Origin of the sequence: Stenotrophomonas sp. SMYL8 (genome assembly GCF_036320065.1) — a bacterium.
Classification (GTDB): Bacteria; Pseudomonadota; Gammaproteobacteria; order Xanthomonadales; family Xanthomonadaceae; genus Stenotrophomonas; species Stenotrophomonas maltophilia_A.
The window spans coordinates 70,664-97,647 of record NZ_JAWIRR010000005.1; the positions used below are offsets into that span (position 1 = coordinate 70,664).

Annotated in this window: 24 protein-coding genes and 1 tRNA gene; 15 read left to right on the forward strand and 10 right to left on the reverse strand. The window is 66.7% G+C overall.

Features of this window, described 5'->3' with window-relative positions; translation table 11 throughout:
- Window positions 1-86: 86 nt before the first annotated feature.
- Window positions 87-163: transfer RNA gene (locus tag V3B25_RS06535), tRNA-Arg, on the reverse strand.
- 149 nt (window positions 164-312) lie between these two features.
- On the opposite strand from V3B25_RS06535, the gene ubiA reads away from it, so the two are divergent.
- The 3 genes from ubiA to V3B25_RS06550 all read left to right on the forward strand — a co-directional run bounded on the left by ubiA (window position 313) and on the right by V3B25_RS06550 (window position 3,237).
- Entirely contained in the window at window positions 313-1,206 is an 894-nt protein-coding gene (ubiA, locus tag V3B25_RS06540; RefSeq protein ID WP_049422597.1) for a 4-hydroxybenzoate octaprenyltransferase, read from the forward strand.
- Window positions 1,207-1,374: 168 nt separating this feature from the next.
- Window positions 1,375-2,799, forward strand: a complete 1,425-nt coding sequence (locus tag V3B25_RS06545) for a TIGR00366 family protein (protein ID WP_329810342.1) — start codon at window positions 1,375-1,377, stop codon at window positions 2,797-2,799.
- Window positions 2,800-3,072: 273 nt separating this feature from the next.
- Window positions 3,073-3,237, forward strand: a complete 165-nt coding sequence (locus V3B25_RS06550; RefSeq protein ID WP_329810343.1) for a hypothetical protein — start codon at window positions 3,073-3,075, stop codon at window positions 3,235-3,237.
- A 51-nt stretch (window positions 3,238-3,288) separates the two neighbouring features.
- Here the strand turns inward: V3B25_RS06550 and V3B25_RS06555 are convergent, their stop codons facing one another.
- Window positions 3,289-3,915: a YiiX/YebB-like N1pC/P60 family cysteine hydrolase gene (locus V3B25_RS06555; protein WP_329810344.1), complete on the reverse strand. Its 627-nt coding sequence runs from the start codon at window positions 3,913-3,915 to the stop codon at window positions 3,289-3,291.
- An 82-nt stretch (window positions 3,916-3,997) separates the two neighbouring features.
- Between V3B25_RS06555 and V3B25_RS06560 the strand changes: the two genes are divergently transcribed.
- From V3B25_RS06560 to V3B25_RS06570, 3 genes are all read left to right on the forward strand, one after another.
- On the forward strand, window positions 3,998-4,510 hold the full coding sequence (locus V3B25_RS06560) for a hypothetical protein (RefSeq protein WP_071227651.1): 513 nt from the start codon (window positions 3,998-4,000) through the stop codon (window positions 4,508-4,510).
- A 73-nt stretch (window positions 4,511-4,583) separates the two neighbouring features.
- Window positions 4,584-6,422, forward strand: coding sequence for a M3 family metallopeptidase (locus V3B25_RS06565; RefSeq protein WP_049421136.1), 1,839 nt, complete (start codon window positions 4,584-4,586; stop codon window positions 6,420-6,422).
- A 41-nt stretch (window positions 6,423-6,463) separates the two neighbouring features.
- Window positions 6,464-7,831, forward strand: coding sequence for a TPM domain-containing protein (locus V3B25_RS06570; protein WP_049421142.1), 1,368 nt, complete (start codon window positions 6,464-6,466; stop codon window positions 7,829-7,831).
- Between the two features lies 1 nt (window position 7,832).
- Here V3B25_RS06570 and V3B25_RS06575 read toward each other — a convergent pair whose 3' ends face one another.
- Window positions 7,833-8,504 carry a VOC family protein gene (locus V3B25_RS06575; RefSeq protein WP_201117572.1) on the reverse strand — a complete coding sequence of 224 codons (672 nt, stop codon included), beginning with the start codon at window positions 8,502-8,504 and terminating at the stop codon, window positions 7,833-7,835.
- Between the two features lie 105 nt (window positions 8,505-8,609).
- Window positions 8,610-9,425, reverse strand: coding sequence for an AraC family transcriptional regulator (locus V3B25_RS06580; RefSeq protein ID WP_049400829.1), 816 nt, complete (start codon window positions 9,423-9,425; stop codon window positions 8,610-8,612).
- Between the two features lie 201 nt (window positions 9,426-9,626).
- Here V3B25_RS06580 and V3B25_RS06585 point away from each other — a divergent pair, with 201 nt between their 5' ends.
- Window positions 9,627-12,029 (forward strand): TonB-dependent receptor, encoded by a 2,403-nt coding sequence (locus V3B25_RS06585; RefSeq protein ID WP_201117569.1) that lies wholly within the window; start codon window positions 9,627-9,629, stop codon window positions 12,027-12,029.
- Window positions 12,029-13,330 carry an aminotransferase class V-fold PLP-dependent enzyme gene (locus tag V3B25_RS06590; RefSeq protein ID WP_201117567.1) on the forward strand — a complete coding sequence of 434 codons (1,302 nt, stop codon included), beginning with the start codon at window positions 12,029-12,031 and terminating at the stop codon, window positions 13,328-13,330. The genes V3B25_RS06585 and V3B25_RS06590 overlap by 1 nt, the downstream gene beginning before the upstream one ends.
- Window positions 13,331-13,553: 223 nt before the next feature.
- On the opposite strand, the gene V3B25_RS06595 is transcribed toward V3B25_RS06590, so the two are convergent.
- Genes V3B25_RS06595 through V3B25_RS06610 form a run of 4 tightly spaced genes read right to left on the reverse strand, consistent with a single transcriptional unit; the run spans window position 13,554 to window position 17,426 of the window.
- Window positions 13,554-15,068, reverse strand: coding sequence for a PLP-dependent aminotransferase family protein (locus V3B25_RS06595; protein ID WP_329810345.1), 1,515 nt, complete (start codon window positions 15,066-15,068; stop codon window positions 13,554-13,556).
- A gap of 9 nt (window positions 15,069-15,077) precedes the next feature.
- On the reverse strand, window positions 15,078-15,677 hold the full coding sequence (locus V3B25_RS06600; protein WP_201117563.1) for a DUF6436 domain-containing protein: 600 nt from the start codon (window positions 15,675-15,677) through the stop codon (window positions 15,078-15,080).
- Complete coding sequence (locus V3B25_RS06605; protein ID WP_236494394.1) at window positions 15,677-15,955, reverse strand: hypothetical protein; 279 nt, start codon at window positions 15,953-15,955, stop codon at window positions 15,677-15,679. The genes V3B25_RS06600 and V3B25_RS06605 overlap by 1 nt, the downstream gene beginning before the upstream one ends.
- A 55-nt stretch (window positions 15,956-16,010) precedes the next feature.
- Window positions 16,011-17,426 (reverse strand): PLP-dependent aminotransferase family protein, encoded by a 1,416-nt coding sequence (locus V3B25_RS06610; protein ID WP_049421130.1) that lies wholly within the window; start codon window positions 17,424-17,426, stop codon window positions 16,011-16,013.
- Window positions 17,427-17,609: 183 nt separating this feature from the next.
- Between V3B25_RS06610 and cyoA the strand changes: the two genes are divergently transcribed.
- From cyoA to V3B25_RS06635, 5 genes are all read left to right on the forward strand, one after another.
- Complete coding sequence (cyoA, locus tag V3B25_RS06615) at window positions 17,610-18,515, forward strand: ubiquinol oxidase subunit II (RefSeq protein ID WP_032127101.1); 906 nt, start codon at window positions 17,610-17,612, stop codon at window positions 18,513-18,515.
- Between the two features lie 5 nt (window positions 18,516-18,520).
- Window positions 18,521-20,497, forward strand: a complete 1,977-nt coding sequence (gene cyoB / locus V3B25_RS06620; protein WP_006474876.1) for a cytochrome o ubiquinol oxidase subunit I — start codon at window positions 18,521-18,523, stop codon at window positions 20,495-20,497.
- Entirely contained in the window at window positions 20,494-21,129 is a 636-nt protein-coding gene (gene cyoC / locus V3B25_RS06625) for a cytochrome o ubiquinol oxidase subunit III (RefSeq protein ID WP_080281857.1), read from the forward strand. The genes cyoB and cyoC overlap by 4 nt, the downstream gene beginning before the upstream one ends.
- Window position 21,130: 1 nt before the next feature.
- The gene (gene cyoD / locus V3B25_RS06630; protein ID WP_006399830.1) at window positions 21,131-21,463 is read left to right on the forward strand and encodes a cytochrome o ubiquinol oxidase subunit IV; all 333 of its coding nucleotides are present in this window, start codon (window positions 21,131-21,133) and stop codon (window positions 21,461-21,463) included.
- A 142-nt stretch (window positions 21,464-21,605) separates the two neighbouring features.
- A complete protein-coding gene (locus V3B25_RS06635; protein WP_201119396.1) occupies window positions 21,606-22,277 on the forward strand; it encodes an SCO family protein in 672 nt (223 codons plus the stop codon).
- 182 nt (window positions 22,278-22,459) lie between these two features.
- Here the strand turns inward: V3B25_RS06635 and V3B25_RS06640 are convergent, their stop codons facing one another.
- Entirely contained in the window at window positions 22,460-23,053 is a 594-nt protein-coding gene (locus V3B25_RS06640; protein ID WP_153854732.1) for a DNA breaking-rejoining protein, read from the reverse strand.
- Window positions 23,053-24,819, reverse strand: a complete 1,767-nt coding sequence (locus tag V3B25_RS06645) for a S8 family serine peptidase (RefSeq protein ID WP_329810346.1) — start codon at window positions 24,817-24,819, stop codon at window positions 23,053-23,055. The genes V3B25_RS06640 and V3B25_RS06645 overlap by 1 nt, the downstream gene beginning before the upstream one ends.
- A 310-nt stretch (window positions 24,820-25,129) precedes the next feature.
- Here V3B25_RS06645 and V3B25_RS06650 point away from each other — a divergent pair, with 310 nt between their 5' ends.
- Window positions 25,130-25,570, forward strand: a complete 441-nt coding sequence (locus V3B25_RS06650) for a DUF2231 domain-containing protein (RefSeq protein ID WP_329810347.1) — start codon at window positions 25,130-25,132, stop codon at window positions 25,568-25,570.
- A complete protein-coding gene (locus tag V3B25_RS06655; RefSeq protein WP_329810348.1) occupies window positions 25,563-26,873 on the forward strand; it encodes a sorbosone dehydrogenase family protein in 1,311 nt (436 codons plus the stop codon). Before V3B25_RS06650 ends, V3B25_RS06655 begins: the two co-directional genes overlap by 8 nt.
- Window positions 26,874-26,984: the final 111 nt, after the last annotated feature.

Sequence of the window (26,984 nt, forward strand, 5' to 3'; positions counted from 1 at the left end):
GCGCCTTGCGGGACTCATAAGCTGAGAACGGGGACATGCGCGGGTGAATCTGCCCGGTGATTGGCAGGTCGAAGCCGACAAGGAGTTGGCGCGCCCGGAGGGATTCGAACCCCCGACCAATGGCTTCGGAAGCCACTACTCTATCCGGCTGAGCTACGGGCGCGTTGTAGAACCGCCGCGCCACCGACCAGTGCCGGAGCGGGCATCGCAGCGCCATGAAGCGGTGCGGGACCGGCATTCTATCCAGTTTCGCCGAACAAATCTCCCCCCACGGGCAAAGCCCTGCCAGAGGGGCAGGAGTATCCTATCGCCATGGCTGATACCCCCCTCACTTCGCCGCAGTCGCCGGCGACGCCGCGTTGGCGGCATTACTGGAGTCTGATGCGCGCTGATCGCCCGATCGGCACGCTGCTGCTGCTGTGGCCCACCTGGTGGGCGCTGTGGCTGGCCGCCGGCGGCCTGCCGCCGCTTTGGACCCTGTTCGTGTTCACCGCCGGCGTGTGGCTGACCCGCTCGGCCGGTTGCGTCATCAACGACTATGCCGACCGCTGGCTCGACCCGCATGTGGAGCGTACCAAGGCGCGTCCGCTGGCCACCGGCGCAATCAGCGGCCGTGCCGCGCTGGCACTGTTCGCCGTGCTGATGCTGGTGGCGTTCGGCCTGGTGCTGACCCTGAACGGGCTGACCATCGGCCTGAGCTTCATCGGCGTGTTCCTGGCCGCCAGCTACCCGTACCTGAAGCGCTATACCCATCTGCCGCAGGTCTACCTGGGCATGTCGTTCGGCTGGGGCATCCCGATGGCGTTCGCCGCCGTGCAGGGCGAGGTGCCGCTGCTGGGCTGGCTGCTGTATGCCGGCAACATCCTGTGGTCCACCGCCTACGACACCTGGTACGCCATGGTCGACCGCGAGGACGACCTGAAGATGGGCTCGCACTCCACCGCGATCCTGTTTGGTGACCTCGACCTGGTCATCCAGGGCGTGTTGTACGCGCTGTTCCTGGCCACCATGGCGCTGGTAGGCGTACGCGGCGGGCTGGGTGGGTACTACCTGGCCGGCGTGGTTGTGGCCGCTGTGCTGGTGGTCTACGAATTCTGGATCTGCCGCAACCGCGAGCGCGGCCCGTGTTTCAAGGCGTTCCTGCACAACAACTGGGTGGGTGCGGCGCTGTTTGCTGGCATCGCCGTGGATCTGGCGCTGCGCTGATCCCTGGGTTTGGTAGAGCCGGCCGCTGGCCGGCTGCACCCGTGCACGATCCCGAGGTTGCCGGCCAGCGGCCGGCACTACCCTCCTCCGCGACCTACGACCAATAGGTGGCTGACAGGCCGCACCCCACCGCCCAGAATCGGTCCATCGAACCTGGGAGGGTAGACGATGGCCTCGACGGCAGCAGTACAGGACGGCTGGATGGCGCGCGCTGCGCTGCGCTCGGCCGCCTGGGCGGAAAAATGGTTCCCCGATGCGTACGTGTTTGCGGTGCTGGGCGTGGTCATCGTCGCGCTGGCGGCGATGGGCTTCGGCTCGACTCCGCAGGCCACCGCCAGCGCCTTCGGTGACGGCTTCTGGAGCCTGATTCCCTTCACCATGCAGATGGCCTTCGTGGTCATCGGTGGCTACGCCGTGGCCACCGCGCCGGTGGTCGCACGTTTCATCGATTTCCTCGCCCGTGTACCGCGCACCGGCCGTGGCGCGGTGGTGTACGTGGGCCTGGTCAGCATGCTGGCCTCGCTGCTCAGCTGGGGCTTCTCGCTGGTGTTCGGCGGCCTGCTGGTGCGCGCGTTGGCGCGCCGTACCGAACTGCGCATGGACTACCGCGCGGCTGGTGCTTCGGCCTATCTCGGTCTGGGTGCGGTGTGGGCGATGGGGCTGAGTTCCTCGGCCGCGCAGCTGCAGGCCAATCCGGCCAGCATGCCGCCGGGGCTGGTCGAGATCACCGGCGTTCTGCCGTTCACCGAAACCATCTTCCTGTGGCAGTCGATCGCGCTGACCTCGGTGCTGATCCTGGTTTCGCTGCTGATCGCCTGGCTGACCGCACCGGCTGCCGGCAGTGCGCGTACCGCTGAGGATTTCCCGGGCGCCGCGCAGGCCGAGCCGGAACCACTGCAGCGCCGCACGCGCACGGGCGAGTGGCTGGAATACAGCCCGCTGCTGACCGTACTGCTCTCGTTGCTGGCGTTCGGCTGGCTGTTCAACGAGTTCGCCAACAAGCCGGTGGTCACCGCCATCGCCAACCTCAACACCTACAACTTCCTGTTCATTTCGCTGGGCCTGCTGCTGCACTGGCGGCCGCGCAGCTTCCTCAACGCGGTGGCCAAGGCGGTACCCAGCACCACCGGCGTGTTGATCCAGTTCCCGCTGTACGGTGGCATCGCGATGATCCTCACCCATGCTGCTGGCGGCGACGGGCAGACACTGGCGCACCGCCTGTCGAGCCTGTTCGTGCACGTGGCCAGCACCGATACCTTCGCGCTGGTGATGGGCGTCTATTCGGCGGTGCTGGGCTTCTTCGTGCCCTCCGGCGGTGGCAAGTGGATCATCGAGGCGCCATACGTGATGCAGGCCGCCAACGAACTGAAGGCACACCTGGGCTGGGCGGTGCAGGTCTACAACGCGGCCGAAGCGCTGCCGAACCTGATCAATCCGTTCTGGATGCTGCCGCTGCTGGGCGTACTGGGCCTGAAGGCACGCGACATCGTGGGCTTCACCTTCATCCAGCTGCTGGTGCACATCCCGCTGGTGCTGGGCCTGCTGTGGCTGCTGGGCATGACCCTGGCCTATGTGCCGCCGGTGATGCCCTGAATGCTGGGCTGGCTTGCCTGCGTGAGTTGGGAAGCCAGCCTCCTTCCGCGCGTGTTTCCGGCTGAGAACGCCATGAATGCGCGCCATGCTGACCACTGCATGAGCACATGCCGAACCCGCATGAATTCTTCAGCCGCTTGTGCCACAAGGGCTTCTGCGCGTTCATTCACAGGCGTACACGCAGATGTAGCCGCGCACCCACGCGTGATTAACCATTCGCTGCAGACGATGGCCACGTCCACCGCATTCCGCGAGTGGCTTTGGAGATCGGACATGGCACAGCAGAACCAGAACCCGAACCAGAAGCAGCAGGGCCAGCAGAACCAGAAGGATCAGCAGCAGGGTCGTGGCCGCGACCAGCAGCAGCAACAGCAGCAGGAACAGCAGCAGCGCAACCAGCGCAACCAGCAGCAGGGTGGGCAGGACGAGGAAGAGTGACCTCGCCACCAGCTCCGGTGATGCGAAGCCCCGCCCCGTGCGGGGCTTTGCTTATTCCAGCACGCCGACACGCTGCAGCACCGGCGCCGCCGACATGTCGTTCGGATTGGTGCCGGGCTGATCCTGCGGTACGTCCATGCCCATGCCGCGGTACAGATCCACCCAGTGCTGGGCAATCTGCCCGGTCTGCGGGTTGCGGAAGTTCATCGGCTGCAATGCGAATACGTGGTGCGCACGGAAGGCGCGTTCGATGAAGTCCGAGCAGTAGTAGCTGTCCTCGTTCAACACATACGACGTGTTGTACGGCTTGCCCAGCATCGTGCGCGCGGTGGCGACCGCATCCTTGATGGCCGCCTGCTGCGGCGCGTGCAGGCGATAGACCACGATCTGCCGCTGCTTGGCGCGCGCCTCCTGGCGGAACTCGACCAGCGATTGCCGGCGCGATCCTTTCTCGTCCGCATGCAATACCTCCCAGCCCTTCGGCGTGGAAGCGACCAGGGCGACGTGATCGAAGCTGGGCGCGCCCTGCTTGCCGGTGGCATCGTCGATGGCTGCACTGAGACCGCTGCGGCCGGCGGTGACGAACAGCAGGTCGCCTTCGTGGACATCGACGGCCCTCGCCACCGCCGGCCACAGGGCGGGCAGCAGCAGGCCGATCAGGAGCAGGAGGCGTTGCATGAGGACTCTCAGACAAGCGGAAAGCCTGAATTGTAGGGTGCGCGGTAGCATGGAGCGACCGGACCGGATTCAGGATGAGCCCATGTGTCGATACCGTTCTGCCGCAGTGCTGATGCTCGCCTGCGCCGTGGTGCTGGTTGCCTGCACGCCAGCGCCGCAGGCACCGCATACCGCGACCGAAGCCTCACCTACCGCAGCGGCGCCGGCGACCACCGTCGCCGAGCCCACAGCTGTGGCTGCACGCGGTGAATGCCTCTACCCGGACTTCGATACGTTCCTGAAGCATTTCGGCAACGAGATCGCGCTGCAGGAAAAGACCACCGCCGATCCGCTGCTGGACAGCTACATCGATGCAGAGGCCGAGCCGGAACCGCGCAAGGTGGAAAGCCGGCTGGCGCGGGCCGATGTCGAGTGGCCGGTGATGCCTGATCCCGCCGCACTGGCCGGGCAGGGCCGCGAAATGCAGGTCAGCCTCCTGGCCGATGGACAGCGGCAGGTGCAGATCCGCACGCCGGACAGCAGCGACCAGCAGACCTATACCTTCACGCAGGCGCCGTGCTGGACGCTGGTCAAGCGTGAGGATGAGTCGATCTGATGGCTGATCCGGCACAGGCGCGGCGGGCCAGCGGCTGCTAGGCTCGATCCCTGGTCCAGGCAGGGAGACGCCGATGCAGGCTTTCAGGAAGCGCACCACCACCGCCGCCATTGCCGCCGTATTGGCGATAGCCCCCTTCCGCGGCGCGCAGGCACAGTCGGTGCATGCCGATGACCGCACCTACTTCGCCAGCGCCGCGGCCGAACAGACCGCGCGTGATGCTCTGGGCAAGCGCGTCGAGGCCCTGCAGCACGCTTCCACCCTCGCACCGGCGGAACGATTCCAGCAGGCCGAGGCACTGGAGGCGCAGTGCCTGCGTCATCTCGGCTACCTGCATCTGCAGTCCGCCCGCAACGCGCGCGATCTTCGCCCGGCACAGGCGATGGAGCAGGCAGCGGGGCTGTGCAGCCGCATCGCTCGCAGCGGTCGCGCCGCACTGCGCGAGGCGCCCGCAGATGCGGCGTGGGCAGCACCGTATGGCTTCCTGCGCACTCGGGCGCTGAAGGAGGCTGCCACCCCGGCCAACGTCGCGCTGGATGAGGCCGTGGAGGCACTGGCCGATCCGGCGCTGGACAGCTTCGCGCGCCTGCGCGGGCAGATCCTGCGCAGCGCCGAGTATCCGCAGATCGAGCACGGCGGTCGTCACTGGGACACGGGCCGCGACAAGCAGCTGCTGGCCCAGCAGCCCGACCGCGCCCTGCGCGAGGCCGGCTGGAAGGGCTACTGGCAGGGGCTGCACTCGCGCCGTGAGCCGATGGCCTCGGTGCTGCTGGGGCTGGTGCAGGTGAATGACGCCGCCGCACGCCTGCAGGGTGACGGCTCGGCGCCGGCATATGGCTACCAGCGCATGGGCCTGGATACTGCCGCAGTGGATGCAACGCTGGTGGCGATCGAACAGCACGCCGGGGACCGCCGTGCCTACCAGGACATGCTGCTGCGCCACGCTGCGCGATCCGGCATCGACGCGCCGCAGATCTGGGATACCACCGTGCCCGATGCCGGCTATACGCCACCAGTGCTGACGTTGGCGCAGCTGCGTGACAACGCCGCCGATGCCATGCAGCACCTGGGACCGGCGTACGTCGCCGAACTGCGCGCGCTGCTCGATCCGGCCAACCAGCGCATGGATCTGGCCACCGAACGTGGTGACCGCAGCCAGGACGCGTTCCCGGTGAGCGCTCCCGGTGTGCCGGCAATGCTGTTCGTTGGCCTGCGCCGTGGTGATCTGGAAAGCGACGTCGAGATCGCCCATGAAGCCGCTCATGCCGTGCACGGCGAGTGGATGCAGCGCGGTCATGCGTCGCCGCTGCAGCGTAATGGCAGCCAGTGGCTGACCGAGGCGTTCGCGATCTACAACGAGCTGCGCTTCCGCGACCAGCTGTACCAGCAGGCAGAGGATCCGCGCGCCAAAGCCTATTACCTGAAATCGCTGCTGGACGACATGGTGCTGCAGCTGTTCACCTCTTCCGAGGAAGCGCAGCTGGAGCAGTCGATCTATCGGGGCGTGGCCGCCGGCACGCTGGGCACCGCCGATGACCTGGACGCGCTGACCGGGCAGGTGCTGGCGCGCTTCGGCCAGCAACCGGAGCGCTACCCGCAGCTGCGCAACACCTGGATCGGCAAGCGCCTGATGTATGAAGACCCGAACTATCTGGTGAACTACCTGTATGCGGGGCTGCTGGCCGTGCAGTTGTATGTGCAGGACCAGCGCGACCCCGAAGGGTTCCGTGAGCGCTATCTTGCCGTGCTTGGCGAGGGCTTCGACCGCGCGCCGAACGAGCAGGTGGCGCAACTGCTGGGGCACGCGCCTGACTGGGCGGCCCTGGTGGATGCCGATCTGCAGGTGTTCAACCAGACGGCGGCGCAGCTGCAGGCGCTGCATGCGCAGATCGAGGCAGGGCAGGGTACGTGAACCCGGCGCGCCCCTTGCAGCAGGCGGCCGCCACCGTGTGGATGCTGTTGCTGCTGTGCCTGCTGCCGATGGCGGCGACGGCGGTCACCCCGATACCTGCGCTGGACGATCCGGTGGTGGATGCCGCCAACGCGTTGTCCGCTGAAACCCGCGCCACCCTGCGCAGGCAGGCACTGCAGCTGCAGGCACGGAAAGGTGCACAGCTGCAGGTGCTGGTGGTACCCAGCGTGGGCAGCGAAGGCATCGAGGCCTATGCACAGCGGGTGTTCGATCAGTGGCAGCTGGGGCGCGCCGGTGTCGACGATGGTGTGCTGCTGTTGGTGGCGGTGCAGGACCGCCGCGTGCGCATCCAGACTGGCTATGGCCTGGAAGGAGCGCTACCGGACGCGTACGCCGCTCGCATCATCGACAACGCGATCGTGCCGCGCTTCCGTGAGGGCGATGTCGACCAGGGCGCGCTCGATGGCACGAAGATCATGGTGGCGCTGATCGATGGCGAGGACCTGCCGGCATGGGAAGAACCGTCGGCCAGCAATGTGCTGCCTGCGGACTGGCGACGCGCAGACTCGGTGGTGGCGTTGACCCTGCTGGCCGGTTTCCTGGCCGGGCTGTGGCGCTCGCCGCCGCCCCTCCCGCCGGCGAAGACCGAGGACGATTTCAGCGGCAGCCGTCGGGAGCGGCGGCGCAAGGCACTGGCCGCCAATGCATCGGCACCAAAACCAACCTGGCCGACCTTGCCGGCCTGGGGGCGCCCGATGCTGGTGACCGCTGTTGTGGGTGCGGGCATGCTCTCCGTGGCGCTGCTGCTGCCACGCCATGTGCTGCCCGGCCTGTGCTTCGTGCTGGCGCTGGGTGTGCCGGTGGCTGCCCTGCTGGGCTGGTGCTGGCGCCGCAGTCGAGGTGTGCGCATCGTGCTGTGCGGGATGCTGATGCTCAGCGTGCTCTTCCTTGTGCAGGCGCTGCTGCGTGGCCAGCTGCCACCGAGCCTGGCCCGGCACCTGTTGCTGCAGGTCGCTGCGGGCGTTGTCACCTTGATGGTGTTCCTGCTGGTGCAGGCCTGTCGCACACGCTGGAAGAAGAGCCGCAGCAGCTTCGTCGTGCGCATGACGGTGCTGGTGCTGTTGACCCTCGGCTATGCTGCGGGCGCGTTGCTGGCGATCCATCGTGCCGAAGGTGACGATCCACGGCTGCTGGCAATGATCGTGTCCGGGGTGTGCGGCGTACTGCTGTACTTCGTGTGGTTGTTCACCATGCTGCCGGGCGAGCGCGCACGCGGCCGGGCTTCATCATCCCGCGAACGCACGTCGTCCCGTTCGCCGTCCTCGTCGAGTTCGTCGTCGAGCAGTTCCAGCAGCTGGTCTGGAGGCGGCGGCCGCAGCGGCGGAGGCGGCGCGTCCGGCAGCTGGTAGTTCAGGTCGCCTGCACCCGCCAGCCGAGCGAGGCGTCCTCCACAACACCCGGGCCGGCCACGTCGCCGACCTGCAGCTGCAAGCCGCGCGCGTTCGGCAGGTCCTTCTGCTCGGGGAACCAGCGTCGATCCGCAGCGACCACGATCAGCAGGCCCTCGTCGTCGCCCATCGGCGCGAACTGCGGCGAAGGCGGGCTGATCGGTTGCAGGCCGAACCGCAGGCTGGACTGTTCGCGCACAGCGTCGACATCGTGGCTGGGCAGGCCGACTTCGCTCAGGCAGGTCAGTTCGCTGCCGTGGAACGCACCTTCGCGCGCGCTGGCCGGCAAACGGCGGCGGCCGATCAGTTCCAGGATCAGGCCGTCAGGGCCAGTGAAGTACACCGACTGCGACTGCCAGCCGCTCTCCAGCGCGAAGTAGTCCAGTCCCGCCGGATTGCGTTGCAGCGGCGTGCGCTCACGCAACCAGGTCATCGCCTCGCTGAAGCGGTTGTCCGGTACGTTGAAGGCCAGGTGCACGCCACCGACCGGATGATCACCCGCCGGCTTCAGCTCGATCGTGCTCCAGCCGATGTGCACGTGATTGCCGACCACGCGCTGCTGCAGCACATCGTGGAAATATGCAGCGACGGTGGTGACGTCGGACACCGGCAGGGTGAGGTGAAGCAGGCGCATGATCGATCCTCCGTGGAGCGCATGCACCGAGTGTAGACCTGGCGGGATTGCGTGGGTGTCACCGCGGGCGCAACGATTCGTTACGGTGGGTGCCGCGCTCGAAGATCACTCCACCGGCAGCCAGATTTCCACGCCGCCGTTGCCGCTGTGCTCATCGAAACGCATGTCGTAGCGTTCCAGATCGGGGGCGTCGGCCAGGCTGAGCCCGGAGCCGGGCAGGTAGTGATCCAGCAGCCAGAACCAGGTCGAGCGGATGGTCGAGATGTGCCCGCCGTGCCAGGCCACCAGGTAGCGACGCGGCGGAATGTCCACGCGTTGCCAGTGCGCAGGTACGCTCGGCACCGCGCTGGCCGGCAGTGCGGCGATGTAGTCGAAGCCGCCATCGTCATCACTGTTGCAGCACACGCCGAAGCTGATCGGTGCCGGCGTCGGCCATTCCCGGTTGAGCTGCGCCCACTGTCCGGGTATCGCACCGCCGCTGTCGCGGGTATGCCGCATGCCGATACCCGCGACCTGGAAGGCAGGGGTATCGAGCAGGCGCGGCGCTTCACCGCAGGCAGTCGGCGCATCGTCCACGCGGATCGCCTGCACCAGCGCCAGCCCATCGGTGCCTTGTTCGCGTACCCGCTCCGGGGTCTGCCCGAACTGCTCGCTGAAGGCGCGGGTGAACGCGGCATGGGTGGTGTAGCCCGCGCCCAGTGCCACCTGCAGGATGTCGCCCGCCCCGTTGGCCAGCCGCTGCGCGGCAGCGGTCAGGCGCCGTCCCCGCAGATAACGCACCACCGAGGTGCCGGTACGGGCCTGGAACAGGCGTGACAGGTGGAACGGCGAAAGCCCCGCTGCGGCGGCAATATCGGCCAGTGCCAACGGCTGGTCCGCATGGGTTTCGATGTACCACAACGCCTTGCCTGCCGCGCTCATCCAGCCGTTCCCCGATTCCGATGCCGGGCACAGTAGCGGATCGGCAGGCAGCGCGTTTAGCAGTTCTTGCGCTCAAGCGGCATCAAGCTGTCGCACTGACGTCATGGCTCCTTCACAGATCGCGCCGAGACTGCGCGCCTTGTCCAGGCCTGCGATATCCCTGCAGGTGCTGGCCCTGTCGCGTCCTCCCGGAGCCCTGCCGTGCATCGTTCGAAGCTTTCGCGTTCCATCCTCCTCGCCCTTTCCATGGCCAGCGCAGGAGGCGCGATCGCAGCGGAGGCCGATGCGGTCGATGCCCCGGCGGGCAGCCGTACGGCGCCCACCCAGCTCGACGCGATGCTGGTCACCGGTACCCGCGCCTCCAACCGCACCCAGTTCGAAACGTTGGCGCCGGTGGACGTGTTCACCAAGGAAGACATCAAGTCCGTTGAATCCACCGACCTGAAGGACGTGCTGGCGCAGCTGGTGCCGTCGTTCGTGGTGCAGCGCCTGCCGATGGCGGACGGTCAGGTGTTCGTGCGCCCGGCCACGCTGCGTGGCCTGTCGCCGGATCAGACGTTGGTGCTGGTCAACGGTCGTCGCTTCCATCGCAGCGCGCTGCTCGGCAACCGTGGTGCGCAGGCGGCCGACCTCGCACAGATTCCGACCAGTGCGATCAAGCGCATCGAAGTGCTGCGCGATGGTGCGTCGGCGCAGTACGGCTCGGACGCCATCGCCGGCGTCATCAACATCATTCTCGAAGATGGCCCCGGTACCGAGATTACTGCCGGCTACTCGCAGTACGCACAGGGCGATGGCGCCTCGCGCGACTTCAGTGCACGCACCGGCTGGTCGCTGGGTGACTACGGCAGCCTGGTGCTGTTCGCCGAATCCTCGAACTCGGATGCCACCTCGCGCACCCGCCAGCGCCCCGATGCCATCGCCTTCCAGGCTGCGCATCCGGAGCTGGACGTACCCAACCCGGTGCAGCGCTGGGGCCAACCGGAACTGGAAAGCCGCCGCGTCGGCTTCAACGTGAAGGCCAATGCCAACGACACGCTGGAGCTGTACGCGTTCGGCCTGTACAGCCACAGCGATGGCGTCAGCGATTTCAACTGGCGCAATCCGGATACCACCACCGGTGCCTACCGCACCACGGCGATCTTCCCCGGCTGGAACCTGCGTTCGATCTATCCGGTGGGCTTCAGCCCGCAGTACGGCAACGTCCAGAACGACCTGCAGCTGGTCGGTGGCCTGCGTGGCGAGATCACGCCGAAGCTGCGCTGGGATGTCAGCGCCTCGTATGGCCGCAACGCCATCGACTACAGCCTGAAGAACTCCATCAACGCCTCGCTCGGCCCGGCCAGCCCGACCGCGTTCGATCTCGGCCGCCTGACCCAGACGGAGAAGAACGCCAACGCCGACTTCAACTACGAGTGGGATGTGGCTGCGCTGTCCAAGCCGATCAACGTCGCCTTTGGTGGCGAGTTCCGCCAGGAGACCTACCAGGTGCGTGCCGGTGATCCGGCTTCGTACGCAGTGGGCCCGGGCGCTGCCGCTGGCCTGGAAGCCAATTCCAACGGCGCGCCGGGCTTCTCGGCCAGCCAGGCCGGGCAGTGGAGCCAGCGCAGCAAGGCGGCCTACGTGGATATGGAAGTGCCGTTGGGCGAGCGCTGGAGCATCGGCGCGGCCAGCCGCTACGAGGACTTCTCCAGCTTCGGCAGCACGCTGGACGGCAAACTGTCGGCACGCTTCGCGATCACCCCGGACGTGGCCCTGCGCGGCACGGTGTCCACCGGCTTCCGCGCACCGACACCCGCGCAGCTCAACACCACCAGCACCACCCAGGGCCTGGATACGCGCACGCTGCAGATCTTCACCAGTGGCCGCCTGTCACCGAACGATCCGCTGGCGCAGCTGCTCGGTGCCAGGCCGCTGAAGCCGGAAGAATCGCGTACCGCGTCGCTGGGCCTGACCTGGCGCACCGACCTGGGCCTGTCCGGCTCGGTGGATGTCTACCAGATCAAGCTCACCGACCGCTTCAGCCAGTCGGCCAGTTTTGCCATTCCGGCAGGCACGCCGAATCCGCTGGGCTATACCTCGGTGAACTACTTCACCAACGATTTCGATACCACCACCACCGGCGTGGACGTGGTCGGCAACTACCTGCGCGACCTCGGCGCGGGTCGCATGACGCTGACCCTGGCCTACAACTACAACCGCACCCGCGTGGACAACGGCAGCACCTCGGTGGCCACCAACGAAACCCAGCGCGTGCTGTTCGAAGACCGCCTGCCCGAGCACAAGGGCAGCCTGACCGGCAGCTGGGACATTGGTGCCTGGTCGTTGATGGCGCGCATGCGCTACTACGGCGCCTGGACCGACGCCAGCGGCAATGCGGTGGGCGACATCTACCAGCGCTTCGGCGCGATGAGCTTCCTCGACCTCGCCGTGGGCTATCGCATCAACGAGCACCAAAGCCTGCGCGTGGGGGCCGACAACGTGCTGGACCGCTATCCGGATGAGGCGGTGTTCCAGGCCAGCCGCGGCCTGGTCTACTCGCGCAACGCGCCGTACGACACCGATGGTGCCAACCTGTACGCGCAGTACCGGTTGAGCTTCTGATGGACCGCACGCGCCGCTCCCTGCTGCGTGCCGGCACCCTGCTGCCGGCCGCAGCCGCACTGTCTTCACTGCCCGCCATGGCTGCCACGCGCTACGCTGCGCCCATGCAGATTCCCGCAACGACCGAGGCGCCGGACGTGCTGGCCCGCGATGAAGGCTATTGGGCCTCCGTGGCCAGCCACTTCGACATCACCGACGAAGTGAACCACCTGGAGAACGGCTATTGGGGCGCGATGGGCCGCGAGACGCTGGCCAGCTACCAGCGCCATACCGCTGAAGTGAACCGTGGCAACGCCTGGTACGGCCGTCGTGAGTTCCCGGCGCAGTACCTGGCGGTGCAGCGGCAGGTAGCCGAGCTGCTGGGCGTGGGCGTTGATGAAATCGCACTGACCCGTGGTGCCACCGAGGCGATGCTGGCCCTGATTGGCGGCTACAACCGCCTGCAGCCCGGCGACCAGGTGCTGTACGCCGACATCGACTACGACAGCATGATCGGCGCGATGCGCTGGTTGCAGCAGCGTCGCGGCGTGCAGGTCGAGCGTATCGCGCTGCCGGCGGTGCCGGACCACGCGCAGATCCTGCAGGCGTATGAGGACGCATTCGCGCTGTTGCCGCGTCTGAAGCTGGTGCTGCTGACCCAGGTCAGCCATCGTCATGGGCTGGTGCTGCCGGTGGCCGAGATCGCCGAACGTGCGCGTGCACGTGGTATCGACGTGATCGTCGATGCGGCGCATGGGTTCGGCCAGATCGACTACGCGGTGCCGCAGCTCAAGGCTGATTTCGTCGGCATCAATCTGCACAAGTGGATCGGTGCGCCGGTGGGCGTCGGCGCGATGTACGTGCGCAAGGGCCGTGTGGCCGATCTTGACCCGTACATGGGGGAGACCGACGACGGCCGCGTGGGCAGCCGCGTGCATACCGGTACGGTCAACTTCGCCGCCTACCTGGCGCTGCCGGAAGCGATTTCCCTGCACCAGCGCATCGGCGTGGCCAACAAGCAGGCGCGCCTGCGTTACCTGCGCGAGCGCTGGACGGTACCGGCGCGGCAGATGGCACATATCGAAGTGCTGTCCTCACCGGATCCGGCGTTGGCGAGTGCATTGGCCAGCTTTCGCCTGCGCGGGCGCACCAGCGTGGCTGACAACCTCGCGCTGCAGAAGCGCCTGCTGGATGAGCATCGCGTGTTCACCACGCATCGTGACGGTTTGGACTCCGGCGCGTGCGTGCGGGTGACACCGTCGGTGTTCACCCGGCCGGAGCAGATGGACGCGCTGGTGCAGGCGCTCTCCGCCCTGGCCTGACTCTGCTTTGGTGGGTGCCAACCTTGGTTGGCACATTCCGTCCGTGCCGGGGAATCTTCCGCCGGGCATGGCCCGGCGCTACCGATCCTCCCCCAGCCTGGTGGGTGCCGACCGTTGGTCGGCACATTCCATCCACGCATGGCGTGCACGGGCATTGCCAACCAAGGTTGGCATCTACCGAAGCGGGTCCCGTAGATCCACGCCATGCGTGGATGCTCTCCACCTACCGCTCGATCGCCGGCAACGCATCCGACAACAACAACCGATCAATCCGCCGCAGCGCACTTTCCAGCTGCCGACGGTCCGCCGCCAGCCCCAGCGACAACCGCACCCCGTTCTGATGCTGTACCCCCGGCGGGCAGAACGCCGATGACGGTGCAATCGCCAGCCCCTGCAGCTGTGCGGTACGCACCAGGGTGGCATCGGTCCACGGTGCCGGTATCCGGCACCAAGCATGCAGGCCTTCAGCGCGCTGCAGCAGCGAAGGCGCAAGCAGATATCGCGCCAGTCGCACGCGTTCGCGCGCCTCGGTGCGCACCTGCGCCAGCAGTGACTGTGCCGAACCATCCAGCAGCAGCTGGCTGGCCAACGCCAATACCAGCGGATGGCCCATCAACCGCGTTGCTCGCAGCGCGGCCGTCATCGCCTCGGCATGCGCGGCGCTCGGGCAACGCACGAAGGCGGTGCGCAGGCCGGGGCTGATCACCTTCGACAGCGTCTCCACGTAGAACACATGACGCGGTGCCAGTGTTGCCAACGGTAGCGGCGCATCTTCGGCCAGATGCCAGTACGGATCGTCTTCGATCGCCAGCAGGCCTTCGCTTTCCAGCACGCGCGCCAGCGCTTCGCGCCGATGCAGCGGCAGGGTCAGTGCGGTCGGGTTCTGGCAGGTGGGATTGAGATAGACCAACCGCGCGCCGCTTTCGCGTGCCAGCCGGGCCAGTGCATCGGGGCACATGCCGTGTTCGTCGCTGTCCACCGGCAGCAGGCGCCGGCCCAGTGCGGCAGCGGCCTGCAGCAGGCCCGGATAGACCAGCGCATCGCAGAGGATCGCGTCGTCGTCGCGTCCCTGGCTGACCAGGATCGACGCGAGCGCCACCTGTGCACCTTCGGTCAGCAGCAGGCAGGCATCGTCCACCTTTCCCAGCATCGGCTGCAGCCAGCGCGCCGCTGCGTGGCGGTCGGTCGGGTTGCCGCCGCCCAGGTGATACGTCATCAGGTTCGGCGCGTTGCTGCGCGCAAGCACGGCGGCGGCACCGCGGCGCAGCGTCTCGGCCAGCGCGTCGGCATCGGTCACCGGCGGCACGTTCATGCTCAGGTCTACCACCTGGTCGAAGCCGGCCTTGGGCGGTGCGATGAAACTGCCCTGTGGTCCACGCGCTTCGATCAGGCCACGCTTGCGTGCTTCATCGAAGGCGCGGGTGACCGTGGTCAGGTCGATACCGAGCTGCTGCGCCAACGCGCGTTGCGAAGGCAGGCGTTGTCCCGGTGCGAGACCACCGCGGCGCACCGTGCGTTCCAGCGAGTTGACGATGCGCAGGTAGATCGGCCCGCTGTGCGCGAGTACGTCCTGCACCCATTCGCGGGCTGCGACATCCGGTCGCGGCATGTACGGAGCATGTCGGGGCGTATCGTTGCTTCCAACGGCGGGAGCCTGTCCATAACCATCGGTCGGTTCGGACAGGTGACCGCCGTTGTTGTCTGCGGCGGCCACGCCGGCCAGCGTCAGTGATGTCATTGCGCGTCCTCAGCGCTTGGCCTGCCAGGGGCAGTAGCAGCCCACGGCAAGCAGTCCTTTCGGGCGCACGGTCTCGCCGCGCACCAGTCTGTCCAGCAGCGGTTCGACGAAGCTGTTGGCCGAGTTGCAGACCATGCCGATGCTGTACGGTCCTACGTAGGCGAGGTGGCCCTGGCGATCCCAGATGGCTACGGCGGGGCTGGCCGGAATGTGTTCGATGCCGTCGATGGTCGGCAGGTTGATCACCTTGTTGCGCAGCGGCTCGGGCAGCTCGCCCTGCGTACCCGGACGGCGGATGGCATAGAAGTCGATGCCGGCGCGGCGGTACATGCTGATCAGGTAGCTCAGGTGCGCACCGGTCTCGCGGTTGCAGACCGCGCACGCCGGGTCCCAGAAATGCACCACGCGGATGCGGCCGGTATCACCGGCCAGATCGGCCGGCAGGCGCAGCTGCGAATCGTCGAAGACGATGGCCTGTTCGGTGAAGGTGGATTGCGCGCTGTAGCCGAAGTACTGCCACAACGCAGCTGCCACGCCGGCCATGAACAGGCAGGCGAGGGCGATCATCGTCGGTAGCAGCCAGCGGCGACGCGGCGCGGCTGCGCCCATCAGGAATCTTCCCGGCCGAACTTGTGCACGTACTGCTTGCGCATCTCGCGGCAGGAATCGGCCTGCGCGCGGCGCTGGATCTCGCTACGCGACGGATCCTCGCTGCGCTGCACGCACTGCTCGATGGCGTGGCGTTCGGCGGCCTGCACATCCACGGTCTGCGGCTGCAGGCAGACCCAGGCCAGCGCGGCCAGCATCAACACCACAAAGCCACCGCACCCGGCCATCACCAGGTGGAATTTCATTCTCTCGGCGCGCATCGATGCACGTCCCTTCATCCATACATTGCATACAAAATATCATCTTGTATGGATAAAGCACCATGCGCCCCGTTCAGACGATGGCGTTGTGGCGTGCCTCGGGGGCCTCGGACAGGATCTCGTTCAGCTTGGCCAGCGCCCCGGCCAGCGCGCCCTGGTCGACCGCGCCGCCCAACGACAGGCGGATCGCATTGCCCGGTGGCGGTTCTTCCACGCTGAAGGCATCGGAGCTGGCAATGCCCAGCCCCTGCTCCTGTGCGGCCTGGATCAACCGGTACTGGTCGAGCCGCGGCGGCAGCGGCAGCCACACATGCAGGCCGGCCGGATGCGCCTGGGCGCGGGCCGGCAGGTAACGGGCGGCAATGGCCTGGCGCTCGCGCAGTTCCTGCTGGAAGCGCTGCACCATGTCCTGGGCCTGGCCGCTGCGGATCCACTGCGAGGCCACCGCCACCATCGACTGGGTCGGCATCAGCGCGATTGCGCGCAGCGCATCCAGCACCGGTTCCATCGGCTCGCCGGCCGGCACCACCAGGTAGGCGGTGCGCAGGCCCGGGGCCAGGCACTTGGACAGGGTGGAGATGTAATAGACCGGGCAGCCGGCATCGCGGTGTGCGGCCAGCGGTGGCGCGGCGTCTCCGGCCAGCAACCAGTAGGGATCGTCTTCGATCACGGTCAGATCGTGGCGCTTGGCGACCGCCAGCAGCGCCTGCCGGCGCTGTGCCGACATCGTTGCCGTGGTCGGGTTCTGGATGGTCGGCACCAGGTACAGCAGGCGTGGGCGACGCAGCTGGCAGGCCTCCTCCAGCGCCTCCGGCAGCATGCCCTCGGCGTCCATCGCCACCGGCACCACGCCCCGCTGCAGCACCCGCGCGGCAGCCAGCAGACCCGGGTAGGTCAGCTGCTCGGCGGCAATCAGCTCGCCCGGCTGGGTGCGGGCCAGGATCAGCGCGCACAGCGCGGTCTGCGCGCCGGGGCAGATCACCACCTGGTCGGCACCGACCGTGCCCAGCATCGGCGCCAGCCACTGCACCGCAGCGGCGCGGTCCTCGCGGGTGCCGGCGCCGACGTGATAGCTCATCAGTTCGCCCTGGCCCAGCTGCTGGCCCACGTGCTGGAAGCCGGCCTCCATGCCCTGTGCGAACGGCGCGCTGCCCAGCAGCGGCGGGATGTTCATGCTCAGATCCACCGAGGTGCTGCGGTTGCCGGCCGACAGCGCGATGAAGGTGCCACCGGCGCCCTGCGCATCGAGCAGGCCGGCCTGGCGCAGCTCGGCGAAGGCACGGGTGACCGTGGTCAGGTCCACGCCCACCTGCTGGGCCAGGTCGCGCTGCGGCGGCAGGCGGTCGCCCGGGCGCAGCACGCCGTCATCCACCGCCTCGCGCACCTGCTGGGCAATCTGCAGGTACAGCGGGCCGGCGCCCTCGCGGAAGGGGCGAACCCAGGTGCGATTGGGGTGTTTCAGGCGGCGGCCGGCGGCAGGTGGCGTCATCGGTCAGTTTTTTCCATACGTGCAGATGCACAGGTCCATACAATGATGTATCTTGTATGGGCTTGATTGGAGTGGTTCGCCTGCTTGTAGGCGACCTCGTACCCACAGTGTAGCCGCTCCACGCCCGGGCGCTGCGCGCAGGCGAGCCGGTCAAGCGCGCTTCTTCAACAGGGTTGACCTCCAATGAATATCTGCTGGAACCGCATCCGCCTGGCGCTGGTCGCCCTGGCCTGCGTCGGCCTGTCGGGCTGTGACTGGGTGCTGCTGGATTCGAAGGGCATGGTCGGGCTCGCCCAGCGCGACCTGATCCTGATCTGCATCGGCCTGATGCTGATCGTGGTGATACCGGCCATCGTGCTGACCTTCGTGTTCGCCTGGCGCTACCGCGCCGGCAATACCAAAGCCAAATACATGCCTGACTGGTCGCACTCCACCAAGGTGGAGATCGTGGTCTGGGGCGTGCCGCTGATCATCATCGCGGTGCTGGCGGTGATCGTGTGGAAGTCCACCCACGAGCTGGACCCCTACAAGCCGCTGGACGTGGCCGGTGAGCCGCTGCATGTGGACGTGATCGCCACCGACTGGAAGTGGGTGTTCGTGTATCCGGACCTCGGCATCGCCACGGTCAACCAGCTCAACTTCCCGGTCGACCGCCCGCTGGCGTTCAACATCACCTCCAACTCGACGATGAATACCTTCTTCATCCCGCAGCTGGGTGGGCAGATCTACGCGATGGCCGGCATGCGCACGCAGCTGCACCTGATCGCCAACGAGCCCGGCCAGTTCCGTGGCATGTCCGGCAACTACAGCGGGCATGGCTTCTCGAACATGAAGTTCATCGCCACCGCCAGCAGCAACGAAGAGTTCGAGCGCTGGGTGACCGAGGTGCGCAGCGCGCCCGACGCCCTCAGCTTCACGCAGTTCAAGGCGCTGGCCGCGCCGTCGAAGAACGCACCGGTGCAGCACTTCTCCAGTGTTGAACCGCTGCTGTTCAAGAAGGTCATCGACCAGTTCATCGGCGTTGGTGAGAACACCGCTGCTGCGACCCCGGCGGGCGCTGCCGGCGGTGCCCAGGTTTCCCAGGAGTAACGAACATGTTGGGTAAATTGACGTGGGAGGCCGTGCCGCTGCACGAGCCGATCGTCGTGGTCACATTGGCGGCCATGGTGCTGGGTGGCCTCGCGCTGCTCGGCGCGGTGACGTACTTCAAGCTGTGGGGCCCGCTGTGGCGTGACTGGTTCACCACCGTGGACCACAAGAAGATCGGCATCATGTACGTGGTGGTGGCGCTGGTCATGCTGGTGCGTGGCTTTGCCGATGCGCTGATGATGCGCGCGCAGCTGGCCGCGGCTGGCCCGGGCAGTGACGGCTTCCTGCCGCCGGAGCACTACGACCAGATCTTCACCGCACATGGCGTGATCATGATCTTCTTCGTGGCCACCCCGTTCGTGGTCGGCCTGATGAACATCATCGTGCCGCTGCAGATCGGCGCGCGCGACATGGCGTTCCCGTTCCTCAACGCCTTCAGCTTCTGGATCTTCGTGGTCGGCGCCGCGCTGATGATGATCTCGCTGGGCGTTGGCGAATTCGCCATGACCGGCTGGGTCGCCTATCCGCCGCTGTCGGGCATCGAGTTCAGTCCAGGCGTGGGCGTGGACTACTACATCTGGGCGTTGCAGGCTTCAGGCATCGGCACCTTGCTGACCGGCGTCAACCTGTTCATCACCATCCTGCGCATGCGTGCGCCGGGCATGACCCTGATGAAGATGCCGGTGTTCACCTGGACCGTGCTGGTCACCAGCGTGATCATCATCGCCGCCTTCCCGATCCTGACCGTGGCACTGGGTGCGCTCACCCTGGACCGTTACCTGGACTTCAACTTCTACACCAACACGTTGGGTGGCAACCCGATGATGTACGTGAACCTGGTGTGGGCCTGGGGCCACCCGGAGGTGTACATCCTGGTGCTGCCGGCGTTCGGCATCTTCTCTGAAGTGACCGCCACGTTCGCGCGCAAGAAACTGTTCGGCTACAAGTCGATGGTGGGCGCCACGCTGGCGATCGGCATCCTGTCGTTCATCGTCTGGCTGCACCACTTCTTCACCATGGGCTCCGGTGCCAGCGTCAATGCCTTCTTCGGCATCATGACGATGATCATCGCCATTCCCACCGGCGTGAAGATCTTCACCTGGCTGTTCACCATGTACGGCGGCCGCGTCGAGTTCAGCGTGCCGATGCTGTGGACCATCGCCTTCCTGGTCACCTTCACCATCGGCGGCATGACCGGTGTGCTGCTGGCCATCCCGGGCGCGGACTTCCTGCTGCACAACAGCCTGTTCCTGGTCGCGCACTTCCACAACACCATCATCGGCGGCGCGCTGTTCGGCTACCTGGCCGGTTTCGCCTACTGGTTCCCGAAGGTGTTCGGCTTCACCCTCAACGAGCGCCTGGGCAAGTGGTCGTTCGCCTGCTGGGTGATCGGTTTCTACCTGGCCTTCATGCCGCTGTACATGCTCGGCTTCATGGGCATGACCCGCCGCATGAACCAGTACGACAACCCGGCGTGGACGCCGTACCTGATCGCCGCCTTCATCGGTGCACTGTTCGTGTTCGCGGGCATCATCCTGATGCTGGTGCAGATCTACGTGAGCGTGCGCGACCGCAAGCGCAACCTGGACCTGACCGGCGACCCGTGGAACGCACGCACGCTGGAATGGGCCACGCCGTCGCCGCCGCCGTTCTACAACTTCGCCGTGGTGCCCAAGGCCGATGAGCTGGATGCCTTCCACGAAGCGAAGAAGCGTGGCCTGCCGCCGCCGCCGAAGAAGTACGCACCGATCCACATGCCGAAGAACACCGGCGTGCCGCTGATCCTCAACATCTGGATCCTGGTGCTGTGCTTCGCCCTGGTCTGGCACATCTGGTGGATGGCTGCAGCCAGCTTCATCGCGATGATCGTCACCCTGATCGTGCGGTCCTATGACGAGGACGTGGACTACTACGTCAGTTCCGAAGAGGTGGCGCGCACCGAAGCAGCCAACCTTGCCAAGCTGAAGGAGGTACGCGCATGAACCTGTTGACCCGCCCCGAGCTGGCCAGCGACACGCAGGCGCACGAGGACCACCACGAACACGACCATGGCCACGAGCAGGGCGGCATGAAGGTGTTCGGCATGTGGGTCTACCTCATGTCCGACCTGGTGCTGTTCGGTTCGCTGTTCGCCTCGTACGCGGTGCTCAGCACCGCCTACGCCGGCGGCCCCACCGGCAAGGATCTGTTCTCGCTGCCGTTCGTGATGGCCGAGACCTTCCTGCTGCTGGTCTCCAGCATCACCTACGGCCAGGCCGTGCTGGCGATGCATCGCCACGATACCTCGGCAGTGCTGCGCTGGCTGGGCGTGACCTTCGTGCTCGGTGCCTCGTTCATCGGCATGGAGATCTACGAGTTCTCGCACCTGATCCACGAAGGCGCGGGCCCGAGCACCAGTGCCTACCTGTCGGCGTTCTTCGCCCTGGTCGCCACCCACGGCCTGCACGTGGCCAGCGGCCTGATCTGGATGGCGGTGGTCATGCACCAGGTCTACCGCCGTGGCCTGACCCCGACCAACATCACCCGTGTGTCGTGCCTGAGCCTGTTCTGGCACTTCCTGGACCTGGTGTGGATCTGCGTCTTCACCTTCGTCTATCTGATTGGAGCCTTCTGACATGGCCCACGTCGAAACTTCGCGCGCCGGCAATGCGCACGGCTCCACCAAGTCCTACCTGATCGGCTTCGTGCTGTGCGCGCTGCTGACCGTGGTGCCGTTCGCACTGGTGATGAACCCGGTGCTGTCGCGGCCGCTCACGCTGTTCCTGCTGGTCGGCTTCGCGGTGGCGCAGATCCTGGTGCAGCTGGTCTATTTCCTGCACATGGACCGCAAGTCCGAAGGCGGCTGGAACCTGGCCAGCTTCGTGTTCACCCTGGTGATCCTGTTCATCGTCGTCGCACTGTCGGTCTGGATCATCTGGAGCATGCACTACCACATGATGATCAACTGACCGTGGCCGGGGTGATCGGCATGGACCGCGCGATCACCCCGGCACCTCCGTCCTCTTTCCCCCACGGGCAGGCCTGACCGAGACCCCGCCCGCGTCTGCGTTGGTGGTACCCGTGAAGCGTCCTGCTGCTGTTGTCCGTTCGTTGTTCTCTCCCCGATTCCGCCTGCCGCTGCTGGCAGGCCTGGCCATCGGCCTGCTGGCTGGCTGCAGCGCGCAGTCGCGCATGGATTTCTACTCCAAGGACATTGCCTGCGAAGAGCTCGGCCAGCACTGGTCGATGCCTGACAGCCACGGCGCCGTGCGCGGGCCCAAGGATCTGCAGGGGCAGGTGACCTATCTGTTCTTCGGCTTCACCAGCTGCCCGGACGTGTGCCCGACCACCATGGTCGAGCTCAGCCAGGTCAAGCACCTGATGGGCAAGGATGCCGACCAGCTGCAGGTGGTGTTCGTCAGCGTCGATCCCGCACGCGACACGCCCGAAGTCGCCCGCACCTATGTGGAAGCCTTCGACCCCAAGGCGATCGCGCTGGTCGGCAACGAAGCACAACTGGCCGCGATGGCCAGCGACTTCAAGGCGTTCTACGAAAAGGAACCCGGCCCGGTGCCGGAAACCTACACCATGAGCCATATCGCCGGTGGCTACGTGTTCGACCGCCAGGGCCGCCTGCGCCTGTTCGCGCCCTATGGCATGCCGGTGGACAAGCTGTTCTCCGACGTGCAGCGCCTGCTGCTGGAGCCCGGCCACCCGGCCGCCGGCAACGGCCCGCTGGCCAGCTGCCACCTCAAGCAAGGCGACACGCTCGCCGCCCGGTAATCCTGGGCCATGCCCGGCTGATGCCGCCTGTTCGTCGCGCCCGCTGCCCCGGTAGGTGTCGACCTTGGTCGACACGCGGTGAATGAATCTGGTGGGTGCCGACCGTTGGTCGGCACACCCCCCATACACCAATCCCCCGGCCGGCCAGGAGAGCCAACCGGCCGGGGGCACCACTCAACGCCTTACTTGGTTTCTTCCCACTGCACCACGTCCGGCTCGGCTGCCTTGATGCCGGCGGTCGACAGCAGCTTGGTGGTCGCATCCAGCGCCGCGTTCACCGAGGAATACTCCACGATCGCGCGGCCGGAGGCCTTGGACACCTTCACCACGGTGCCGCCGGTGGCGGTGGCCGCACGCTGCGCCGAAGCCGCATCGGTGAAGAACACCTTGACGCGCGAGGTCGCCACGACCGGTGCGCCATCGTTGGAGACAGCGGCCGCAAACTTGCTGGTACCGGCATCCGCACGTGCGGCCACACCGGTAGACGCATCCGTGGACCGCTTGCTGCGGGTGCCGACGGCCGCAGCGCTGGCATCAGCCCCGGTGGTGATCCGGAACTGACCGCCGCTGGCCTGCTGCACGGTTGCCGACGGCGCCAGCTGGAAGCGCGAGCCGCCCACATTGAACGAACGGCCAGTGGCCTCCGCCTTCAACTGCTGCGTGTCTACGGTCGACAAGGTCTTCGCCGGAGGTGTCTGGCCCGAACTCTGTGCCCAGGCGGTGGTGGTCATCGCCGCGAGGGCGAGGGTGCTCAACAGAATGGTCGTCTTCATCATCAGTGCCCCAGAACGCGGATCTTGAAGAATTCGAGGTTGCCACGCGATGCAGCGTTCGCGGCCTGCCCCAGGTCGGTGACTTCCAGCGTCCAGGTGCCCGTGGCGTTCTCATCCAGGAAGGCATTGCTGGACAGCAGGTCCCAGTTGGTGAAGTTGCGCTGGACGCCATTGAGGCCAGAGCCGATCGCGGTGAATGCCGGCTGCACCACGCTGCGGGTGCCACTGGGCGAGATCAGCACGAACTGCAGCTGGCGTGTGTTGCTGTGGTTGACGCGGAAGCCGAGCTGCACGCTCTCGATGTTGCGCGCACCGTTGGCCAGCTGGAAGGTCAGGCGCGCCGCGGCCGCCGAGGTATTGCCGATGGCCACGGTACGCGTCGTGTTGCGCCAGCCACTATCCACCAGTGCACCCAGCGGCTGGAAGTCTTCTGCGACCTGTACCGCGCGTGCCGCGTTGACCACACCGAAACCGTACCAGTTGCTGTAGGCACGGCCGGCGGCATTCACCGTCCAGCCCGGCACCAGCACGCGGCCGTCGGAGTGGGTCACCGCTGCCCGGTTCGGATCGGTGCGGGTGGCGGTGGTGGCCAGGATGTACTTCACATCGCGGTAGGACAGGTTCGGGTTGGTCTCCAGCAGCAGTGCCGCCACGCCCGACACCATCGGCGTGGCCGCCGAGGTGCCGTTCATCTTGCCTGTGTAGTTGCAGGTGCTGTCGATGGCAGACTGGTCGCCGTCCAAAGTGTTGCGCAGGCTCGTGTTCTTGTTGCTTCCCTGCGCGCAGCCGGTGACATCGGTGGTGAGGATGGCCGGATCGTAGCGGATCGCCAGCTGCCCCGGCACGACCTGCCGCTGCCAACCATTCTCACCGCCGAAGCCGGACACCCACAGCGCCGAGCCGGTGGACGAGTAGGACGAGCGCACGCCATCGGCGCGCACGGCGGCAACGGTGATCACGTTGAACAGGTTGTTACGCGGGTCGCGGCCGGCCGGAATGCAACCCGTGTTGCGGTTCTTGGTGTCTGCCGAGCAGATGTCGGTGCCATCCGAGCGTGCGCCGTTGTTGTGGTTGTTGCCGGCGGCCTTCACGTAGATGCCACCGCGGCCGCCACGGGTGCCGGACATGGCCTGCTCATAGGCGGCGATGTCGTTCTGGCTGTAGGCCAGCGGGAGGTTGGGGTTGCCCGGGCTGGAGCCCCAGCTGTTGTTGAAGACCCCCACGTCGGCCACTTCGGCGCCGTCCCACCACGAGTACTCGATGTTGGAATTCGAATTGCCCTGGGCATTGGACGCCAGGAAGTTGAAGCCCTTCAGGGTGGCCGCCGAGGCGACGCCGCGCACGCCCAGGTTGTTGGCACCTACTGCACCTGCGATGCCGCCGACCATGGTGCCGTGATTGTCGCGGTCGGGATTGGACGGTGAAGGGTTGTTGCTCTGGTTGGCGAAGTTCTTGCCGGCGACCGCCGCAACGTTGGCGGCCAGGTCCGGGTGTGCGATCTGCAGGCCGTCATCGACGATGGCGATGGTGACGCCCTGGCCACGGATGCCATTGCGGAACAGGCCATCCACGTTCAGATCGTTGCCAGCCACCGGCAGGGTATCGCCCAGTACGGCCTGTCCGGTGTTGAGCAGATGCCACTGACGCCCGGCCAGCGGATCGGCCTGCTGGGCCTGGGCGGTGGCGGCCAGGCTGCCCAGCACCAGGGCAGCGGCAAGGGCCAGGCGCGCGGAGCGCGGTGGCGCGGAGCGTTGCGTGTGTCGCTTCATACACGAATCCTTCTGTTGTGAATCGGCATGGCAGGACGGCGGGGCGGAACTGCCCCATCGCAACGAGCCAAACGCGACACAACGAACAACCCCCTACCTCTTCACACTCCCAATCTGCAGATGTGCCGATTGCGTCACAAACACTTATGCCGTGGGGTAATGACGACTGCAGCGGCCCGCATCTGGTAGGTGCCCACCTTGGTTGGCACGCGTATCGACGCATGGCGTGGATCTACCCGGCATCATCGCGCGCCCTCACATCCGGCTGTGCTACTACAGCCCGTGCACCCTTCCGCATCGGAGCACGATGATGGTCAACCCTCTGGCCCAGGCCCATCGCGGCCTCGGCACCACGCTGTTCAGCCTGTTGAACCCGATACCCTTCGGCTTCTTCGTCGGCGCACTGATCTTCGACGCGATCTACCTCAACAGCGCCGAGGTGATGTGGGGCAAGGCCGCCGCCTGGCTGATCACCTTCGGCCTGTTGATCGCCATCATTCCGCGCCTGATCAACCTGTTCGCGGTCTGGCGCCGCAACGGTACCGGCACCCGCATCGACCGTATCGACTTCTTCCTCAACCTGGTCGCGGTCGTGCTGGCCATCTGGAACGCCTTCGTGCACAGCCGCGATGCCTATGCCGTCGCGGTGCCGGGCACGATCCTGTCGGCGCTGACCGTGGCCCTGATCGCACTGGGCCTGATCCTGCTGTCACTGCAGCCGCCGGTGCTGCAGGGAGGTCGTCATGGCTAAGCACATCCTGCCTACCGTGGGCGCCCTGGCGCTGGCCGTGATGCTGTCGGCCTGCGCGGGCAAGGCCGAGTACCAACCCACCGACCAATCCGGTGCGCAGCCGCCGCTGCCGGCACCGAAGAACTTCCTGATGCCGCCGATGCAGGTGCCGCGCGGCGTGGGCTGGGCCGAGGGCCAGTCACCCACGGTGGCCGAGGGCCTGAAGATCGAACGCATCGCCGCCAACCTGCTGCATCCGCGGCGATTGTTGACCCTGCCCAACGGCGATGTGCTGGTGGTGGAGGGCAATGGCCCCGGCGAAGAACCGGTCACCACGCCCAAGCAGTGGATCGCCGGCAAGGTCAAGGCGCGCTCGGGCAAGGCCGGCAAGGGCGGCAACCGGGTCACCCTGCTGCGCCGCACGCCGGGAACGAACACCTGGACCCAACGCGTCTACATCGAAGGCCTGCATTCGCCGTTCGGCATCCAGTTGATCGGCGACACGCTGTACGTGGCCAACACCGGCAACATCATGCAGTACCACTACGTGGCTGGTGAAACCCGCATGTCCGACAAGGGCCGTGAGTTCACCGACCTGCCCAGCACCATCAACCACCACTGGACCAAGGAACTGCTGGCCAGCCGCGATGGCCGCAAGCTGTACGTGGGCGTGGGCTCCAACAGCAACATCACCGAGAACGGCCTGGCCGTCGAGTACCGCCGCGCGGTTGTGCTGGAAGTGGACGTCGCCACTCGTGGCAGCCGCATCTTTGCGTCGGGCATCCGCAACCCGACCGGACTGGACTGGGAGCCGAGCACCGGCCAGCTGTGGGCGGTGGCAAACGAACGCGACGAGATCGGTGCCGACCTGGTGCCGGACTACCTGACCTCGGTGAAGGAAGATGGCTTCTACGGCTGGCCCTACAGCTACTACGGCCAGCACGTGGACGAGCGCGTGCAGCCGCAGCGGCCGGACCTGGTGGCCAAGGCCATCACGCCCGACTACGCCATCGGCTCGCACGTGGCACCGTTGGGCCTGCTGTTCTACACCGGCCAGGCGCTGCCGGCGCAGTACCAAGGTGGCGCCTTCATCGGCGAGCACGGCAGCTGGGATCGCTCACCATTGAGCGGCTACGAAGTGGTCTACGTACCGTTCAAGGACGGCAAGCCGACCGGGCGGCCGCAGACCGTGGTCAGTGGTTTCGCCTCGAAGGACGAGAAGACGCTGATGGGCGCGCCAGTGGGCATGGCCATGGATGCCGAGGGTGCATTGCTGGTCGCCGATGACGTGGGCGACGTGGTGTGGCGGGTGTCGGCCAAGTAGCTGTGTAGCGTCGAGCCACGCTCGACTGCTTTGGATCTGGCCCTTGTAGAGTCGGGGGGGGGGGGGGGGGGGGTTTTGTCTCGGGCTCGCGCTGGGGGGTGGGCGGATGAT